Source organism: Pseudomonas sp. JUb52 (assembly GCF_004341115.1).
Taxonomy (GTDB): Bacteria; Pseudomonadota; Gammaproteobacteria; order Pseudomonadales; family Pseudomonadaceae; genus Chryseomonas; species Chryseomonas oryzihabitans.
The window spans coordinates 338,671-356,593 of record NZ_SLYS01000001.1 but is presented as its reverse complement, the minus strand read 5'-3'; the positions used below and the strand labels follow the sequence as shown (position 1 = coordinate 356,593).

The 17,923-nt window shown below is 67.1% G+C and carries 19 protein-coding genes; 8 read left to right on the top strand and 11 right to left on the bottom strand.

Annotated elements, in window-relative coordinates; all coding sequences use genetic code 11:
* The first annotated feature begins 37 nt into the window (after positions 1-37).
* Positions 38-385, top strand: a complete 348-nt coding sequence (locus EC839_RS01790) for a cupin domain-containing protein (protein WP_132831971.1) — start codon at positions 38-40, stop codon at positions 383-385.
* A gap of 38 nt (positions 386-423) precedes the next feature.
* On the opposite strand, the gene EC839_RS01785 is transcribed toward EC839_RS01790, so the two are convergent.
* From EC839_RS01785 to EC839_RS01775, 3 genes are read right to left on the bottom strand one after another with little or no spacing between them, the layout of a single operon-like run.
* Positions 424-1,443 carry a histone deacetylase family protein gene (locus EC839_RS01785; RefSeq protein WP_132831970.1) on the bottom strand — a complete coding sequence of 340 codons (1,020 nt, stop codon included), beginning with the start codon at positions 1,441-1,443 and terminating at the stop codon, positions 424-426.
* A 1-nt stretch (position 1,444) separates the two neighbouring features.
* Positions 1,445-2,674, bottom strand: a complete 1,230-nt coding sequence (locus EC839_RS01780; protein ID WP_132831969.1) for a Zn-dependent hydrolase — start codon at positions 2,672-2,674, stop codon at positions 1,445-1,447.
* Between the two features lie 16 nt (positions 2,675-2,690).
* Entirely contained in the window at positions 2,691-3,986 is a 1,296-nt protein-coding gene (locus tag EC839_RS01775; protein WP_132831968.1) for an MFS transporter, read from the bottom strand.
* A gap of 239 nt (positions 3,987-4,225) precedes the next feature.
* On the opposite strand from EC839_RS01775, the gene EC839_RS01770 reads away from it, so the two are divergent.
* Together EC839_RS01770 and EC839_RS01765 are read left to right on the top strand one after the other, a co-directional pair.
* On the top strand, positions 4,226-5,212 hold the full coding sequence (locus EC839_RS01770; protein ID WP_132831967.1) for a LysR family transcriptional regulator: 987 nt from the start codon (positions 4,226-4,228) through the stop codon (positions 5,210-5,212).
* Between the two features lie 72 nt (positions 5,213-5,284).
* Complete coding sequence (locus EC839_RS01765) at positions 5,285-6,145, top strand: ion transporter (RefSeq protein ID WP_132831966.1); 861 nt, start codon at positions 5,285-5,287, stop codon at positions 6,143-6,145.
* 15 nt (positions 6,146-6,160) lie between these two features.
* Here EC839_RS01765 and EC839_RS01760 read toward each other — a convergent pair whose 3' ends face one another.
* The 5 genes from EC839_RS01760 to EC839_RS01740 all read right to left on the bottom strand — a co-directional run bounded on the left by EC839_RS01760 (position 6,161) and on the right by EC839_RS01740 (position 10,154).
* Positions 6,161-6,784: a glutathione S-transferase family protein gene (locus EC839_RS01760; protein WP_132831965.1), complete on the bottom strand. Its 624-nt coding sequence runs from the start codon at positions 6,782-6,784 to the stop codon at positions 6,161-6,163.
* A complete protein-coding gene (locus EC839_RS01755) occupies positions 6,778-7,410 on the bottom strand; it encodes a DJ-1/PfpI family protein (RefSeq protein WP_132831964.1) in 633 nt (210 codons plus the stop codon). The genes EC839_RS01760 and EC839_RS01755 overlap by 7 nt, the downstream gene beginning before the upstream one ends.
* A 183-nt stretch (positions 7,411-7,593) precedes the next feature.
* Complete coding sequence (locus EC839_RS01750; protein ID WP_132831963.1) at positions 7,594-7,992, bottom strand: septal ring lytic transglycosylase RlpA family protein; 399 nt, start codon at positions 7,990-7,992, stop codon at positions 7,594-7,596.
* A gap of 144 nt (positions 7,993-8,136) precedes the next feature.
* Positions 8,137-8,763, bottom strand: a complete 627-nt coding sequence (locus EC839_RS01745; RefSeq protein ID WP_132831962.1) for a hemolysin III family protein — start codon at positions 8,761-8,763, stop codon at positions 8,137-8,139.
* 29 nt (positions 8,764-8,792) lie between these two features.
* Positions 8,793-10,154 (bottom strand): sodium:proton antiporter, encoded by a 1,362-nt coding sequence (locus tag EC839_RS01740; protein WP_177416649.1) that lies wholly within the window; start codon positions 10,152-10,154, stop codon positions 8,793-8,795.
* A gap of 180 nt (positions 10,155-10,334) precedes the next feature.
* Between EC839_RS01740 and EC839_RS01735 the strand changes: the two genes are divergently transcribed.
* The gene (locus EC839_RS01735) at positions 10,335-12,728 is read left to right on the top strand and encodes a DEAD/DEAH box helicase (protein WP_132831961.1); all 2,394 of its coding nucleotides are present in this window, start codon (positions 10,335-10,337) and stop codon (positions 12,726-12,728) included.
* 359 nt (positions 12,729-13,087) lie between these two features.
* On the opposite strand, the gene EC839_RS01730 is transcribed toward EC839_RS01735, so the two are convergent.
* Both EC839_RS01730 and EC839_RS01725 read right to left on the bottom strand, forming a co-directional pair.
* Entirely contained in the window at positions 13,088-13,555 is a 468-nt protein-coding gene (locus EC839_RS01730; protein WP_132831960.1) for a DUF4442 domain-containing protein, read from the bottom strand.
* Positions 13,556-13,711: 156 nt separating this feature from the next.
* Positions 13,712-14,902: a sugar transporter gene (locus EC839_RS01725; protein ID WP_132831959.1), complete on the bottom strand. Its 1,191-nt coding sequence runs from the start codon at positions 14,900-14,902 to the stop codon at positions 13,712-13,714.
* 418 nt (positions 14,903-15,320) lie between these two features.
* Here EC839_RS01725 and EC839_RS01720 point away from each other — a divergent pair, with 418 nt between their 5' ends.
* Complete coding sequence (locus EC839_RS01720; protein WP_132831958.1) at positions 15,321-15,656, top strand: DUF305 domain-containing protein; 336 nt, start codon at positions 15,321-15,323, stop codon at positions 15,654-15,656.
* A 61-nt stretch (positions 15,657-15,717) separates the two neighbouring features.
* Positions 15,718-16,098 carry a VOC family protein gene (locus EC839_RS01715; RefSeq protein ID WP_177416665.1) on the top strand — a complete coding sequence of 127 codons (381 nt, stop codon included), beginning with the start codon at positions 15,718-15,720 and terminating at the stop codon, positions 16,096-16,098.
* On the opposite strand, the gene EC839_RS01710 is transcribed toward EC839_RS01715, so the two are convergent.
* A complete protein-coding gene (locus EC839_RS01710; protein ID WP_132831956.1) occupies positions 16,095-16,943 on the bottom strand; it encodes a CAP domain-containing protein in 849 nt (282 codons plus the stop codon). The two genes, EC839_RS01715 and EC839_RS01710, sit on opposite strands and share 4 nt — an antisense overlap.
* A gap of 153 nt (positions 16,944-17,096) precedes the next feature.
* Between EC839_RS01710 and EC839_RS01705 the strand changes: the two genes are divergently transcribed.
* Together EC839_RS01705 and EC839_RS01700 are read left to right on the top strand one after the other, a co-directional pair.
* Positions 17,097-17,378 (top strand): peptidylprolyl isomerase, encoded by a 282-nt coding sequence (locus EC839_RS01705; RefSeq protein WP_007160531.1) that lies wholly within the window; start codon positions 17,097-17,099, stop codon positions 17,376-17,378.
* Positions 17,379-17,472: 94 nt separating this feature from the next.
* Positions 17,473-17,895, top strand: coding sequence for a GFA family protein (locus tag EC839_RS01700; protein ID WP_132831955.1), 423 nt, complete (start codon positions 17,473-17,475; stop codon positions 17,893-17,895).
* Positions 17,896-17,923: the final 28 nt, after the last annotated feature.

Genomic DNA, 17,923 nt, shown 5'->3' with positions numbered 1-17,923 from the left:
TTCACCCTTGGCGGCTTCCATCACCAGGAGAGCCGCCATGGCCAACCCGCCCATCACCGTTCTGCGCGACACCCAACCCCTGCCCGTGGTCGATGCCTGCAAATGGGAGCGCATCGAGGGTGAGCCCCATACCGTCAACCTCAATGCCTACACCTCCGATGACGGCAGCAAGATCATGGGCACCTGGATCTGCACCCCCGGCAAGTGGCGCGTCGACTACGTGAAGTGGGAGTACTGCCACTTCCAGGAGGGCTACTGCATCATCACCCCCGATGGCCAGGACCCCATCCACCTGAAAGCCGGCGACATCTTCGTCGTCGAACCCGGCATGAAGGGCACCTGGGAAGTGGTCGAGACGGTGCGCAAGTATTTCGTTTTCGCCTGATCCGGCCAGGCCCCGGCGCCAAGGCCGGGGCTCAGGCTTCAGCGACCGTCGAAACCGCGGAAGAAGCGCTCGGCGTTGTCGCTCAGGGTTTCCAGGTCATAACCTCCCTCCTGCACGATCACCGTGGGCAGCCCCAGCGCCCTGATCCTTTCGCCCAGCAGGCCGAACCCCGCCTGACTCACCGCCACCTTGGACTGCGGATCGTTTTCGTAGATGTCGAAGCCGAGGGATAGCACCAGCACGTCCGGCGCCCACTCGCGCAGCGCCGTCTCGGCCTCGTCCAGCCGGGCGAAGAAGTCCGCTTCCGAGGCGCCATGGGGCATCGGCAGATTGAGGTTGCAGCCCTCGCCCCACCCCCTGCCGCGCTCGTCGGCGAAACCGGCCACCACCGGATAGAAGTTGGTCGGATCGCCATGGATCGACAGATAGAAGACGTCGTCCCGGTCATAGAAGATTTCCTGGATACCCTGGCCGTGGTGCATGTCGGTATCGAGGATGGCGACCCGGGCGAAGCGCGCGCGCAGCTCCTGGGCCGCGATGGCGGCGCCGTTCAGGTAGCAGAAACCACCCGCCGCCTCGGCGCGGGCATGATGCCCCGGTGGGCGACAGAGCGCATAGGCGGCTGGCGCGCCGTCCCGCACGCAGCGCGCCGCGGCGACCGCGCTCTGGGCGGAGCCATAGACGGCGGCCCAGGTCTGGGCGCCGATCGGGCAACTGCCGTCCGCCAGGTAGCGGGCGGTCTGGCCGAGGATGCCGCGCAAGGGATTGTTTTCGCGGACATAGATGTTCGACATCACCTCGTCGCCCCAGTCCTCGGGCACCTGGTGCCAGTCGCGATAGGCATTTTCCAGGTAGGTCACATAGGCCTCGCCGTGCACGGCATGCAGCGGCGCGCGGCCGTGATCCGCCGGCTGTTCGAGGGGATAGCCCAGCCGCTCCACCGCGGCCAGCAGGGCGTCGAGGCGGGCCGGCACCTCTTGGGGCGTACGCATCTGGCCACGGGACAGGTAGCTGCGCGGATGGTGCAGGCGCTGATCGGGATGGAAGAAGGTCTTCATGTCATCTCTCCTGGTGGCCGGCGCGGGCCAGCACGGCATTGAGCAGGACGTCGGCGCCGCGGCGGACGTCATCGAAGCTGGCCGACTCGGCCTCGTTGTGGCTCAGGCCGCCGGCACAGGGGATGAAGATCATCGCCGTGGGACAGTGCTTGGCCAGGTGGATGGCGTCGTGACCGGCGCCGCTGATGATGTCGCGATGGGGATAGCCCAGCGCCTGGACCGCATCGCGCACGGCGGCTACGCAGTCGGCGGCGAAGGGGGTAGCAGGACTCAGCCAGTGCCGCTGGACGTCCAGCGACAAGCCGCGCTCGTCGGCCACGGCGGCCAGGCATTCCCGCGCGGCGGCTTCCAGCGCCGCCAGGGTCTGGTCCTGGGGATGGCGCAGGTCCAGGGTGAAGTGCACCTCACCGGCGATGGTGTTGCGCGAGGAGCGCGCCACGTCCAGTTGCCCCACGGTAACCAGCCCGTCGACGAAGCGAGAGGCGAGATCCTCCAGCGCGGCCAGCATCCGGCCGACCCCGAACAGGGCATCCCGGCGTCGAGCCATGGGCGTGGTGCCGGCGTGGGCCGCGGTGCCCCGGACGCACACGTCGAGCCAGCAGATCGCCTGGCCCCCGGTCACCACCCCCACGGCCAGGCCTTCGTCTTCGAGGACCGGACCCTGCTCGATATGGGCCTCGAAATAGGCGTCAAAGGTCCGCCCCAGCGGCTGGTCGCCGGCATAGCCGATGCGCTCCAGGCTGGTGGCCACCGAGATGCCGTCCCGGTCGCAGGTCGCCAGGGCATCGGCCAGCGGCAATTGCCCGGTGAAGACCGCGGAACCCAGCATGGCCGGCGTGAAGCGGGCACCCTCCTCGTTGGTCCAGACGGCGATTTCCAGGGGTCGGTCGGTCTGGATGTCCGCATCGTTCAGACTGCGCATCACTTCGAGGCCAGCCAGCACCCCATAGACGCCATCGAAGCGCCCGCCCTTGGGCTGGGTGTCCAGATGACTGCCCATGACCACCGGCGCGGCCTGGGCATCACGGCCCGGACGACGGGCGAACAGGTTGCCGATGGGGTCCACCATCAAGGTGAGGCTGGCGGCCGCGCACCACTGACTGAACAGCGCCCGTCCCTGGCGATCCTCTTCGCTCAGGGCCAGCCGACTGCTGCCGCCGGCCTCGCCAGGGCCGATCTCGGCCATGGCGGCGAGGCTCTGCCAGAGGCGTTCGCCATCGATTCGATACATGTGGGGTTCCTCGTGATCAGGCGGGAGAGACATGGGCGGTCGCCTCCCGACGGCGGGCCAGGGCCGCCACGCACAGCAGCGACAGCCCGGCCAGCAGGGAGTAGAAGACCGCCAGCGGCCACCACTCGCCCGTGAAGCGGTGAGCCAGCAGGGTGCCGATCATGGGCGTGAGGCCACCGGCGATGGCGCCACAGATCTGGTAGGCCATGGAGATGGCGGTGTAGCGCACCCGGGTGGCGAAGACGCCACTGACGAAGCCGGCGATCACCGCATAGAAGGACGCCATGCAGGCCGCCGCCTGGGCGATTCCCAGCACGATCAGCGGCGCCGAGCCGGTCTTGACCAGCACGAACATCGGATAGGGCGAGGCCATGGCGAGAGCCGAGATCAGAAGCAGGAAACGGGCGCTGCCCAGTCGCTCGGCGAGCAGCGCGGCCAGTGGCTGGACCAGGAACTGGATGAGGGCGACGAACAGCAGGCAATCGAGGATCAGCGAACGCGACAGCTCCAGCACCTGGGTGGTGTAGCTGAGCATGAAGGTGTTGGTGAAATAGACGCCGGCGATGCCCAGGGTATTGGCACCGATGCACAGCAGCAGCGGACGCCAGGCGCTGCGCAGCACTTCGGCCGCCGGTGCCTTGACCGTTTCCTGGCGCTCCTTCATCTCGGCGAATTCGGGGGATTCGTCCACTCCCAGGCGGATGGCCAACCCGACCACCAGCAGCAGCGCGCTGGCCAGAAACGGCAGGCGCCAGCCCCAGCTGAGCAGGTCCTCTTCCGGCAGGCTGGTGACGCTCCGAAAGGCAATGATCGACAGGATCAGACCGGCCGGACTGCCCCACTGGGCGAAGGACGCGAAAAAGGTACGGCGACCAGCCGGTGCATGCTCGCCGGCCATCAGCACGGCCCCACCCCACTCGCCACCCACGGCGATGCCCTGCACCACCCGCAGCAGGATCAGCAGGATCGGCGCCCAGACACCGGCCTGGCTATAGGTGGGCAGCACGCCGATGAGCACGGTGACCACGCCCATCATCAGCAGGGTGACGATCAGGGATTTCTTGCGGCCGATGCGGTCGCCGACATGGCCGAAGACCAGGCCACCCAATGGCCGGGCGAAGAACCCCACGGCGAAGGTCCCGAAGGCAGCCAGGGTGCTCAGCAGCCGGTCTTCGGAGGGAAAGAACAACTGGCCGAAGACCAGCGCGGCGGCCGTGGCGAAGATGTAGTAGTCGTACCACTCGATGGTGGTGCCCACGAAGGCGGCGGCGGCGGCGCGCCTGGGTTGGCGACGCGGTGAGGTGGACGGCATGCAGGGGTGCTCCTATCGACTGCCGGAAAGAGAGGCGACGCGGCGGATTGAAAGGCCGGACGCACGGAGGGCGGTGGGCTGGCGCGATCAGGGAGACATGGACGCAGCACTCCTGGGATGTCGTTCTTGTTGGGCAGGAGAGAAGGAAGGATGAAGGGCGCTCTGAGGTGCCTTGACCTCGTTATCCCTTGGCGGGCTAAGATTAGTCAATTTTCTAATTCTTATACTTATCTATAAGCATGGCTAATAATCAGGATGAACCGCTCTCCCCCGCGTCCTTGCCGGACGGTCGCCGTTTTCTCAACGATCGGCTGGACTGGAATCTGCTGCGCACCTATCTGGTGATCGTCCAGGAAGGCAGCGTGAGTCGGGCCGCCGCGCGGCTGCATCTGACCCAGCCGGCGGTGAGCCAGGCGCTCAAGCGGCTGGAGGAACAACTCGATCGCGCGCTGATCATTCGCCGGGGGCCGCGCTTCGCCCTCACCGAGGCTGGCGAAGAGGTGGCCCGGATCGCCAGCGATCTCTATGGCAACGTCTCCCGGCTCGGCGCTGCGCTGGAGCGCTCCACGGAAACCGTGGTGGGCAAGGTGCGGATGCTCACCATCAGCCGCATCCAGTCGCGCTGCTACGATGAGTTCCTCGCCGACTTCCACCGCCGCTTTCCGCGGGTGGAACTGGAGATCGACGTGATGCGCAGCTCCGACATCATCAGCTCCCTGCTGCAGAAGACCGCGACCCTGGGCCTCGCCCTCTGCCGGATTCCTCAGCCCAAGTTGGAACAGCGCGTGCTGTTGCAGCAGCGCTACGCCTTCTTCTGCGGCCGCCGCCATCCCCTGTTCGGGCGCAGTGGCCTGTCACTGGCCGATCTGCAAGGCGAAAACTTCGTCAGCTTCACCAGCGACCAGATCGGTGGCAGCCTCTCGCCGCTCACCATCTTCCGCGATCAGCAGGGCTTCACCGGACGCATCGTGGCGTCCTCACCCAGCCTCGAAGAAATCCGCCGCCTGGTCGGCGCCGGCTATGGCATCGGCTGTCTGCCCCAGCATGTGGTGGCCGACGATGTGGCTGCGGGCGAACTCTGGCGCCTGCCCCCCAGCGAGGGCGTGGCCGATGTGGACGTGCACCTGCTCTGGCACCGCGAGCAGCGCATGACCCAGGCGGAAACGGCGCTGCTGGAAGGCTTCCAGCATCTGCTGGCGACCACCGAGGTGGCCGCGCGGCTCTAGGGGGTATTCACTCTGTCGGTGGGAGGCGTCTTGCTATGCTTGTCCGCCGGATATCCCCGCTAAGGAGCTCCCATGGATCCCTACCCTCGCCCTGGCACCTGGCGAGAGCGCCTGTACATCATCATCTTCCACACCTACACCCCGGCCGGAAAACTCTTCGATACCCTGCTCCTGGCGGTCATCATGGCCAGTCTGGCCGTGGTGATGCTGGACAGCATCCAGGCCATCCACCTGCGCTACGGCGGCTGGCTCTATGGGCTGGAATGGATCTTCACCGCCCTCTTCGCCCTCGAGTACCTGCTCCGAGTGCTCTGTGCGCCCCGACCGCGGGAGTACGTCACCAGCTTCTATGGGCTGATCGATCTCCTGGCCGTGCTGCCGGCCTTCATCGCCCTGCTGATTCCCGATGCCCAGTATTTCCTGGTCATCCGGGTGCTGCGGATGATGCGGGTGTTCCGGGTGCTCAAGCTGACGCCCTACCTGAGCCAGGCGGATTTCCTCATGGTGGCGCTGAGCAGCAGCCGGCAGAAGATCACCGTCTTCCTGCTGGCCATCTGCACCCTGGTGACCATGTTCGGCACCTTCATGTACGTCATCGAAGGACCGGCCAATGGCTTCACCAGCATCCCGCGCAGCATCTACTGGGCGGTGGTGACCCTGACCACCGTGGGCTTTGGCGACATGGTGCCCAAGACGGCCCTGGGCCAGACCCTGGCGGGCATGATCATGATCACCGGTTATTCGATCATCGCCGTGCCTACCGGGATCTTTACCGCCGAGCTGGCCAACGCCATGCGCAGCGCCACCCTGCAGCGCGACTGTCCGCACTGCCAGAAGCCCACCCACGAACCCGACTCCTCCTTTTGCAATCGCTGCGGCAGCCCGCTGTTTCCCCGGTCCGGGACGAATGGGCAGAACGAGTCGGCCAACTAGACCAGGCAGCGCCTCTCAGGGCGTGGCGTCGCTGGCATAGCAGGTCCAGGCCGGGCGCGTGGCCAGGCGTTCGAGATAGGCCTCGATGGCCGGCGCCGCGATGCGCTCCATCGGGGTGCTGCGCCAGCGGTGCAGCGACAGGCCCAGGGCGATGTCGGCCAGGCTGAAGTGGTCGCCGGCCACATAGGGGCCGTGCTGCGCCAGGTGCGCTTCCAGAATGGCGATACGTCCGTTCCAGGCGGCGATGCCTTGCGTCAGGCGTTGCGGATCGGGCTCCGCTGGCTGCTGCTTCACCAGGGCCAGATAGGCGTAGCTCCAGGCCGGATTGAGTTCGCAGGCCTGCCAGTCGAGCCACTGATCGACCCGCGCCCGGGCGCGCGGTGCGGTGGGATACAGCGCCTCGCCGCCATGGGCGTTGGCCAGATAGCGCAGGATGCTGTTGGATTCCCAGAGCACGAAATCGCCGTCCAGCAGGACCGGGATCTGGCCATTGGGATTCCACTGCAGGTATTCGGCGGACTGCGCCGAGCGAAAACCGGCGCCCCAGTCCTCGCGCTCGTAGCCCAGGCCCAGTTCGTCGAGGCACCAGAGCGCCTTGCGCACGTTGATGGAAGAGACGCGACCCAAGACTTTCAGCATGCTGAAGCGACCTCCAGGGGTTGGTGGCTGAGATAGGGCTCGATATTGCCGAGCGCGCGCTGCACATAGTCCTCCTTCTCGCCCACCGGTGCCACGTAATGCAGCGCCTCGGCCGCCGCTTCGCGGCCCAGCAGCCGGGCGATGGCCCAGGCCGCCAGGTAGCTGGAAGCCAGGCAGCCACCGGCGGTGGCCAGGTTGCCGCGGGCGAAGAAGGGCTGCGCCAGCACCTCGATGCCGGCTTCCTGCACCCAGGGCTTGGTGGTGAGATCGGTGCAGCCGGGTACGCCGTCGAGCAGGCCGAGGCGCGCCAAGAGCAGCGTACCGGAGCACTGGGCACCGATCAGCTGGCGCGCGGGATCGAGCACCGCCAGCTGTTCCAGCAGGGCGGCGTCTCGCGCCAGTTCCCGGGTACGGCTGCCACTGCCCACCAGCACGGCCGTGCAGTCGACCAGCTCGTCGAAGCCGGCCTGGCGCTCCAGGCGGACACCATTCATGGAAGTCACACAGGGCGTGGGCGCCATCAGGGAGACCCGCCAGTCCGGGTGTTTGATGCGATTGAGGATGCCCAGGGCGATCAGGGAGTCCAGTTCGTTGAAGCCGTCGAAGGTGAGGATGGCGAGGTGCATGGCAGGACTCCTGCGGCTGGGAAGCCCGGATTCTGCCTCCCGCCTGCACCGCCCACCAGATACAGCGCGGCGCCCAGGTGCCCATACAGCCTGGGCGCACGCTCCCGGCCGGCGCCTGCGGCAAGGGCGTGATGCAGCCGCCGAACGGAAGCGCCGCCCGGACATGGCGCTCCGCCTGACGCCCTACTCCAGCTTTTCCACCTTCACCGCGGTGGTGCCGTCATCGACCATGTCCACCCGCCTGGCGGCGGCGCGCGAGAGATCGATGATGCGGCCGCGGATATAGGGTCCGCGATCATTGATGCGCACCACCACGGCGCGATCGTTTTCCAGGTTGGTCACCTTGACCCGGGTGCCGAGCGGCAGGGTCTTGTGGGCGGCGACCAGTTCGTTGTTGTTGAAGGTTTCGCCACTGGCGGTTTCCTTGCCGTGGAACTTGCGCGAGTAGAAGGAGGCCTTGCCGCGCTGTTCGAAGCTGGCTTCCTTCTTGACCGGCGCCGCGACGGTCTTGGCGTCCTTTTCCTGGCAGGCGGTGCAGGCAAGTACCAGGAGCAACACGAGGGATCTGGGACGGATGAACACGTTTCACCTTCCTCTTTTTCTTGGTTTTCGGGAAAGCAACGCTCGGGGAGTGGACTCAGCTAGCTCTGAACCCGGACGCCCCCGGGAGGTTCGCCCGGGATGGCCAGCGGCCAGCCTATCTGTGACGAGCCGCTCAAGACCGTGCTAGGGCACCGGCAGCACGTACCTGAGGATGGCGACGAAATGCAGGGCGCTGCCGGCCATGACGAAGCCGTGCCAGATGCCATGCCAATGGCGAAAGCGATCGTCGAAGACGAAGAAGAGGATGCCGACGGTATAGAGCACCCCGCCGGCCACCAGCCAGGCGAAGCCCTCGCCGCCCAGGCGGTCCAGCAGCGGCCCTACCGCCACCAGTACGATCCAGCCCATGGTGGCGTAGATCACCAGCGACAGGATGCGCGCCTCCGAACGTGGCTTGAGTTCCTGCGCCATGCCGATCAGCGCCAGGCCCCAGACGATGCCGAACAGCGTCCAGCCCCAGGGACCGCGCAGGGTCACCAGGCAGAACGGCGTGTAGCTACCGGCGATGAGCAGGTAGATCGACAGGTGATCGAGCTTCTGGAGCAGGCGCTTCGCCCGGCCCTTCACGCTGTGGTAGAGGGTCGAGACGCTGTAGAGGATCACCAGCGCGACCCCGTAGATGGCCACGCTGACGATGCGCCAGGGATCGCCCTGGAAGCTGGCCAGCACCACCAGGGTGATGGCGCCGGCCAGGGCCAGCAGGGCACCGACCAGATGGGTCCAGGCATTGAGACGTTCGCCGTGATACATGCGTCCTCCAGTGTAGGTCGCAAGCGGGCTCAGGGTCTCGCCGAGCCCTCGCGACGGGCAGTGAGGCGCTCGTAGCGGTCGAGCAACGGCTGGATGGAAATTCCATGGACCGCGATGCTCAAGGCCACCACCGACAGGGTCAGGTCGACGATGGTCCCGGCCCAGTCGGCCGTGACGTGATGCGTGAGCGCGTAGCACAGATAATACAGGCTACCGATGCCACGGATGCCGAACCAGCCGATCAGCGCACCCTGGTGGCGATCGATGCGGGTGAAGGGCAGCATGGTGGCCACGCCCAGCGGGCGGATCACCATGAACAGCAAGGCGCCCAGGAGCAATGCTCGGCTGTCCCAGTGAGTGATGAGCACCACGCCGAGCAGGGTTACCAGCAGGACCTCGAAGGAACGCTCCACCAGGCTGCCGAAGGCGAGCATGTCGCCCATCATCACGCCGGCCGCCATCCGGGGTTCCTCGATATCGTCCGCGTTGGCGACGGTGGCCTGCTCGGGCGCTCCGGTGAGATGACCGATCACCGGCTGCGCCAGTTGCTCGGAGGGCGTCTCCGCATTGCCCGAGGTCTGCACCTCGGCCTGGCGCAGGCCCAGACCGGCGGCAAATACCGCGAGAAAACCGTAGCCGCCGATTTCGTCGGCCAGCACATAGGACAGGGCGATCAGCGCGAGGGCGAGAAAGTCATTGGGCGAGATGGTGCTGTCGCCATGCCGGGTGCGCAGGAAGATCATCAGCCTCCCGACTCCCTTGCCCATGCTGTAGCCCAGCAACAGGCCGGCCGGCACCGCCCAGACCACGCTTTTCAGGAACCACTCCAGGGTCCAGTTCCATTGCGGTTCGCCGTGCTGCAGAAGCAGCAGGCCAAGCAGCACGAAGGGAAAGGCGGTGCCGTCGTTGAGGCCCGCCTCGCCGGAGAGACCGAAGCGCACCCGGTCGAAATCCTGGGCGTGGTTGACCTGTACCAGGCCGGCCAGCACCGGGTCGGTGGGCGCGAGGATGGCACCGATCAGCAGGGCCACGCCCCAGGGCAGGCCGAGCAGGTAGTGGGCCACCAGGCAGACCCCGGCGATGCTGAGGATCATCACCGGTCCGGCCAGCAGATAGGCGCCGTGCCAGGAGGAACGATGAAAGGACAGCCGCAGCTTGAGACCGCTGACGAACAGCGAAAAAAGCACCGCCACCTCGGTCAGGTGGCCGATCCAGGTCGCCGATTGCTGGAAGTTGACCTCGGCCAGGCCCAGGCCGATGGGACTGATCAGCATGCCGAAGGCCAGGCAGACCACCGAGGTGGTGACCGGCAGCCAGCGCAGATAGGCGGAGGTCAGGGCCAGGATCATCAACAGCGATCCCAATACCCCGACCCAGACGAGAAAAGTCATGTGGGTAGCGTGATCCAGAACAGAAGAAGGAGCGCGGGTAGCGAACGCCACCCTTGTGATGGAGACTGCGCCAACGCAGCCGCGGTGCCCCCCATCTGCCGAATGGCGCGCGCAGCAGTGACCCCGAGCCCCTGGCCGGGGTCCCATGTCCTACAGTCCCTAAGGAAAATCTCTCCTCGCATGAGCGATCACCGCCTCCGCAAGCAACGCCGCCTCGAACGCCTGCAGCGCTTCCTCGACTGGGCCGGCCGCACCCATCCGGACTTCGTCGCCAGGCAACAGCACCAGGAACTCTGGTTCAAGCCCTATTCGGGCTATCCCCTGCCGCACCTGGGCCGTATCGCCAAGGCCTTCTGGCTGGGTCTCGACGAAGCCGCCGCGGTGGCTGCGGGCAGCGCGCCCGACCCCGACAGCCTGCTGGGCCAGGCGCTGCTCAATGCCGGCAAGACGTTCGGCTATCCGGTGGATGTCTTCGGCAGCGAAAAGCTCTTTACCGGCGGGGCGGCGAGCGAATTGCTCGAACCCCACTGGGCGCTGAATCTGGCCGATAGCGCTTCCGCCGAAGCCTTCGCCGCCGCGGTCGGCGAACGCCTGGGCGATGCCGTGCGCGAGCGTCTGGGCATCCTGGCGGCGCCCTTCGCCGAGATGGCCGACGAGGATCGCCAGCGGGTGCTGGAGCGGGTGCCCCAGGCGCTGATCCGCCTGGACGACTTCCTGCCACGGGCGGTGGAGGTGCTCAACGAGACGCGACACGAGCTGAGATTCAACGTGGTGCTGACCCACGAGGACATCCGCCTGGAAATCCCCCGGCGGCTGGCGGCCAATCAAGGCCGCCTGCTCGGCGACGCCGATGTCGCCGCGCTCAGGGCCGAGGCCGAGGGGGACCTCCGCGAGCGTTTCGCCGTGCTGGTGGGCGAGGCCGATGCCCTGGACTTCGACCTGCACCAGTTGGGCACGCCGCGCCTGCAGGAGCTGATGCGCCTGGAAGCCGACAAGCTGCGCCGCGCGCTGCGCCACGCCGTGACCCAGCAGCGCGAGAAGATGGCCTTCGCCGTGCTGCTGGAAAACAATCCGCGCTTCGGCCAGTACCACCAGAATTATCCGGCTCGCCGCCTGACCCGTACCTGGACCGCCCTGCTCGGCCCCACCAACAGCGGCAAGACCCACAGGTCCATCGAGGCCATGGCGGCGGTGACCCATGCCATCTACCTCTCGCCTCTGCGGCTGATGGCCCTGGAAAACCAGGAGCGCCTGGAGTCCCTCGGCGTGCCCTGCTCGCTGGTCACCGGCGAGGAGGAGATCATCCGCCCAGGCGCCACCCACTTCTGCTGCACCGTGGAGGAATTCGCCCGCTTCCGCCGCCAGCAATGGGAGGTGGTGGTGGTCGACGAGGTGCAGATGCTGGCCGATCCGCAGCGTGGCTGGGCGTGGGTCGATGCCCTGGTCAGCGCTCATACCAAACGCCTGCTGATGACCGGCCCGGCGCTGATCGAACCCTCGCTGCGCACCCTCTGCGAGTTGTGCGAGGACCGCCTGGAGATCAAGCCCACCGAGCGCCTGTCACCGGTCACGGTAGCGCGTCACGCCACCACCCTGGAACGCCTGGAACCGGGCTCGCTGCTGGTGGCCTTCAGCCGCCGGGTGGTGCTGGAGCTCAAGGGCCTGCTGGAAATGGCCGGCCGCCGGGTATCGGTGGTCTATGGCGCCCTCTCGCCGGAGGTACGGCGGGAGCAGGCGCGGCGCTTCCGCGAAGGCGAGACCGAGATCATGGTCGCCACCGATGCCGTGGGCATGGGCCTCAACCTGCCGGCCCATACCCTGTGCTTCTACACCGACGAGAAATTCGACGGGGTGGAGAATCGGCCGCTGCGGGTACAGGAGGTCAAGCAGATCGGCGGGCGCGCCGGACGTTTCGGTCATCATGCCGAGGGGGAGATCACCGCCCTTGAGCCCCATGTGCTGCGCAACATCAAGCGGCTGTTCCACAGCCCGGACGACCCGGTGGACCTGCACCAGTTCCAGGTACGACCGAGCCTGGAACACCTGCGCGCCCTCTCCGACTTCATGGAAGAGCCCAGCCTGCTGCGCACCTGGCTGACCTTCAATCGCAACATCAACTATGGCGACGCCTTCGTCTCCGTATTGCCCGACGAGCTGGCCGAGTGGATCAAGCTGATCGACCTGCCCGGCATCGATTTCCAGCTGCGCTGGATCTTCGCCTGCACGCCGATCCGCGGCGGCCTGGAAGGCCCGGCCAGTGGCCAGGCCCAGCGCTGGCTGCGCAGCGTCGCCCGTGGCGAGCCGGTGGATCTGCCGCGCATCCCCATGGGCACCGATCTCGCCGGACTGGAAAGCGCCCTGCACGTGGTGGAGACCTATCTGCACCTGGCGCGCAGCCTGCCCGAGCTGTTTCCGGCCCTGGAACGCGGCCAGGACCATCGCGACCTGCTCAACGACGCCATCACCCGGGAGTTGTCGCGCCGCCGCCGGCCACGTGCCCAGGAAAAGGGTCACGGCAAGGGCGGCCGGCGCCAGGGTCGCGGCGAGCGGCGCGGAGGCCGCTTCGGGCGCTAGGCGGCGCGGGACTCGCCGCCTGGCGCCGGCAGCCCTGTAGCCTGGATGACGGCACAGCATCATCCACCGGTCGAGGCAACCGGCCAGTGGAAAGCCCTGCGCGGTTTTCCACGCTACGGCAATGCGGCAGGGCGGTCCAACAAGGCATCAACCCCTGCAACTCCCGTAGAAGCGGCCGCGTCGGCGGACCGCCATGGCCGCGATAAAGACAGTTGCCCCTACAGATCGTAGTGTGGAAAACGGCGCAGCCTGTTCCACGGGGAGTGCGCCGCGAGGGACTCCCTCACCCCAGCCCTCTCCCAAGGCGAGAGGGCGCGCCTTGCGCGGAGGTTCGTCTTCGGTGGCTCAGACAGTTGCTTCTACAGGGACTTCGCCAGCGGCGCCCGCGCCTTGAAGCTCCAGGTGAAGAGGAATTCCGCCACCTGCTCGCCGCTTTCGTCGGTGCCGACACTGCGCAGCTCGACCTGCTGCGGCTCACCGGTCTCCCGGGCGAGCACCAGCGCCGCGGCGATGGCCTCGCCCTGGTCGCAGCGAAAGACGATGGTGCCCACGGCCTTCTTGGTGAAGCGGGCGCTCATGGCCACCACCAGCATGGCGTAGCGTTGGCCGGAACGGCGGATGTGCCGGTCGGCGAGGATGCCGGTGGAAAATTCCGCCGCCATGCCCTCCACCGCCCAGAACATGCTCTTGAAGGGATTCTGGTTCAGCCAGCCATGGGTGACCTGCATCTGGCAGCCGACATCGTCCAGGTGGCGCAGGCGCAGGCCGGCGATCTTGGCGATGGGCACCTTGGTCCAGACGAAGACATTGAACAGCAGTCGATTCATGGCGAGCGCATCCGGCAGCCTGGCCGGAGGGCCAGGTGCCCGCAGCTTAGCGCTTCGTCCCGGGCCGCTCCACGGCTGATGGACGCGGCCCGGTAGACAGTTCGCGACCCCTGGGTCGCGCGGCCGGGCACCTCGCCGCGGAGGGCCCCGCCCGCCTTACAGCGGATTGGCGTTGAGTTGCTCGGCGTAGCGCCGGGTCATGAACACCGCGAACAGCAGACCGGCCACCGCCAGGCTGCCGCCCACCAGGCCGACGTAGGGCATGCCGACATGGGTGCCCACCACGCTGCCCAGCAGGGCGCCACCGCCGATGCCGACGTTGTAGATGCCGGAAAACAGCGCCATGGCCACGTCGGTGGCGTCCTTGGCCAGGGCCAGCACCTTGGATTGCAGCGCCAGGCCGAAACTCATGATGGCGATGCCCCAGACCACGCTCAGGCCCTCCAGCGTGAAGCTCCTCCAGGCGAAGGGCAGCAGCAACAGCAGCGACAGGGCGATGCCGGCGATGGCCGCGATCAGGAAGCCGTTGGGGAATCTCAAGCTGTAGCGGCTGAACAGCAGCGAGCCGATGACGCCGGAGCCGCCGAACAGCAGCAGCAAGGCGGTGATCTGCATGCCGCCCATGCCCGCCACCTCCACGGCGAAAGGCTCGATGTAGCTGTAGCCGGTGAAGTGGGCGGTCACCACCAGGGTGGTGAGCAGGTAGATGCACAGCAGCGCCGGACGCTTGAACAGCACCGGCAGGCTGGCCAGGGAACCGGAATTCTCGCTGGGCAGCAGCGGCAGGTTGCGCGCCAGCCAGAGCACCGTGCCCACCGCCAGCGCCGCGATGGCGACGAAGGTGTAGCGCCAGCCCAGCAGCTCGCCCAGCACCCGACCCAGCGGGATGCCCAGCACCATCGCCAGGCAGGTGCCGGTGGCCAGCAGGCCGAGCGCCTGGGTCTGCTTGCCGGCCGGGGCGATGCGCACCGCCAGCGAGGCGGTGATCGACCAGAACACCGCATGGGCGAAGGCGATGCCGATGCGGCTGGCCACCAGCACCTCGAAGCTCCAGGCCACCCCGGAGAGACCGTGGCAGGCGATGAAGACGATGAAGACGAACACCAGCAGGCGACGCCGCTCGATGGAACGGGTGGCGAGCATCATCGGCAGCGACATCAGGGCGACCACCCAGGCATAGATGGTCAGCATCAACCCGACCTGCGAGGGACGCATGTCGAAACTGCGGCCGATGTCGCTGAGCAGCGCCACCGGGACGAATTCCGTGGTGTTGAAGATGAAGGCGGCCAGGGCCAGGGCGATGACACCGGACCAGCTGGATTTCCGGGCTTCGGCGGTAGCATCCATGGGGGGTCTTCTACTCCAGAGCGAAAGGGTGGACAGCGACTTCCGGGCAAGAAGCCGACGACGAAAAACCCACGAGCAAAGGCTTGGCGCGCCTGCGACGCCTGGTCGCGAGCGAGAAGTCTGCTGTAGGTAGGGATTGGAATTGGATGTGGTAAAAATTCTACGCTGCCGCTTCGGACCATCACAACCACCCGCAGTTGCGCCAGGCTGCCGCGATCAACAGGTCATGGCACCCAACTGCCTGATCGGCTGCGCTTTTTCGCCCCGGGATCGGCTGGGTAGCCGTCGGACGCTGCGACAAAACATCGCGAAACCTTTTGCCTGGGCGAGGCTCCGAGCGAAACGCGCCGGACGATTGACCTTACCCCAGGGTCAAGCTCTAGCCTCGGCGTCACCAGCCCAGTCAGGAGCCTATGACATGCGTATCGTCCTCACCTCCACCCTGCTCGCCCTCACCTTGCTGGCGGGCGGCGTCGCCCAGGCCGCCGAAGCCCAGCACCCGGCCCACCAGGACATGCAGAAGAGCATGGAGACCATGCACCAGGGCATGGAAGAAGGCCTCAAGGCCAAGGATCCCGACCTGGCCTTCGCCAAGGGCATGCTGGCCCACCACGAGGGCGCCGTCGACATGGCGCGTTACCAGCTCCAGCACGGCAAGGATCCGGAGATGCGCAAGCTGGCCGAAGACATCATCCAGGCCCAGCAGAAGGAAATCGATCAGCTCAACCGCTGGATCAAGGCCCACGGCAAGTGATGGCGCACCGTGTCCGGGACTGGCACAGTGAGACGCCAGTCCCGTCGCGGAGACCGCCATGCTGATCGACCATCTGGATCATCTGGTCCTGACCACCACGGACCTCGCCGCCTGCGAGGATTTCTACACTCGGGTGCTGGGTATGCGCCTGGAGACGTTTGGTGCCGGGCGCAAGGCACTGCGCTATGGCAACCAGAAGATCAATCTGCACGAGCGGGGGCACGAATTCGAACCCAAGGCGCACCTGCCGGTGCCGGGTGCCCTCGACCTCTGCTTCATCGCCCGTGAACCGCTGGACCAGGTGATCGCCCATCTGCAGCGCGAGGGCTGGCCGATCATCGAAGGCCCGGTGGCACGCACCGGCGCCACCGGACCGATTCGCTCAGTCTATGTCCGCGATCCCGACCTCAACCTGATCGAGATCGCCGAGTACCCGGCCTAGCGCGGCCGGCCGAACACCTGGGTCCAATAGAGGCTGTGGGTGCTGCGCGGATTCAGGGCATAGGCCGCGCCCATTTCGGTGAATTCCGGATTCATCAGATTGGCGCAGTGGCCCGGACTCGCCAGCCAGCCCTGCATGGCCTGGGTGACCGAACCTGCGCCCGCGGCGATGTTTTCGCCGATGCGGGTCCAGCCGTAGCCCTGCTTGGCCACCCGCTCGGCCACGGTGCCGCCGCCGGGCGCGGTGTGGGAGAAGTAGTCGCGACCGGCCATGTCCTGGCTGTGGGCCAGGGCGGCATTGGCCAGCGCCGGATTCCAGCGCAGCGGCGTGGTCGCGGCAAAACGGCGGGTGCCGCAGGTGCGCGCCTGCGCCCGGGCCCGATTGACCTCGGCCAGGACCGCCTTGCCCGCAGTCTGCCAGTCGCCCAGGCCGGCGCTCACCACCGGACGCGCCAGCACCAGCTGCCAGCGCGGTCCCTGCTGGCTCACCCCGACCTGCGCATAGTCGCTGCTGGCCAGCGGCCGGCAATATTGCTGGCGCAGCCCGGCCATGGCCGCCTGGGCGGTGGGCGCGCCCGCCAGCATGATCACCTGCACCGCCGAGGCCTGATAACCCGCGGCGCGCAGATCACTCTGCAGCCGATCGCGACCGGTCAGGCGCACCGCCGCCAGGCGACTATCGGCCGCGAGCGGCGCGGCGGCGCGGGTGCCGGGGCAGCCCTGGGGCGCGGCGCGATAGGCATTGATCAGGCTGACCAGGCGCGCCTCTTCGGGCGTCGCGGCGAGGGCGGCCTGGGTCAGCAGGGTCGTGGTCAGCAGCAGGGACAAGGCAGGGAAACGGGACATGCGCGAGCGGATCCGGAAAAGACGGAAGCGCTATGTACCCGGCCTGAATCCAGGGCGCAAGCCAGACCGGTGGCCAGCCGAGGAACGGATGGCAGTTTGCTTGCAAGGGTGATTGGAGTAGGCTCGCCGGCTCATTCAACAGGAGTCTCTCCCATGGCCAAAGCCTCTGCCCGCCACATCCTGGTTTCCAGCGAAGCCAAGTGCAACGAACTCAAAGCCGCCATCGAAGGGGGCGCCGACTTCGCCCAGGTGGCCAAGGACAACTCCAGCTGCCCCTCCAGCCGCCAGGGCGGCGACCTGGGCACCTTCCGCCCGGGCCAGATGGTCAAGGAATTCGACACCGTGGTGTTCAGCGCTCCGCTGCACCAGGTTCAGGGTCCGGTAAAGACCCAGTTCGGCTATCACCTGGTGGAAGTCACCAGCCGCGAAGATTGATCGCGCCGGCGCTCCCGCTCATTGCAGGAGCGCCCTCCGCCTTCCGCATTACCGACTATCCTGCAGCTTCCCCTGCCCTTGCGAGGATAGTGCCTTGTCCACTCCCCTTTCCTGCCACGGCCAGTGCCTGTGCGGCGCCGTTCAGCTGGATTGCCGCCTCGACACCCTTGCCGTTTCGGCCTGCCACTGCCGGACCTGTCGTCGCTGGGGCGGTGGCCCGCTGCTGGCAGTGGAATGCGCCCAGCCGCCGGTGATCGGTGGCGGCGATGCCCTGGCCGTCCATGCCTCCTCCGACTGGGCCGAGCGCGGCTTCTGTCGCCACTGCGGCACCCACCTGTTCTATCGCCTCAAGGCCGAACCGCATTACGCCATTCCGGTGGGCCTGCTCGAAGGCGAAGACTGGTTGCTGGACAGTGAGATCTTCATCGAGGAAAAGCCGGCCTGGTACTGCTTCGGCCACTCGCGGCGTCAGCTGACCGGCGCCGAGGCCCTCGCCGAGCACGGCGAACAGGACTAGTCGCCCGCAGTCGCCTTTCGGCGCCAGC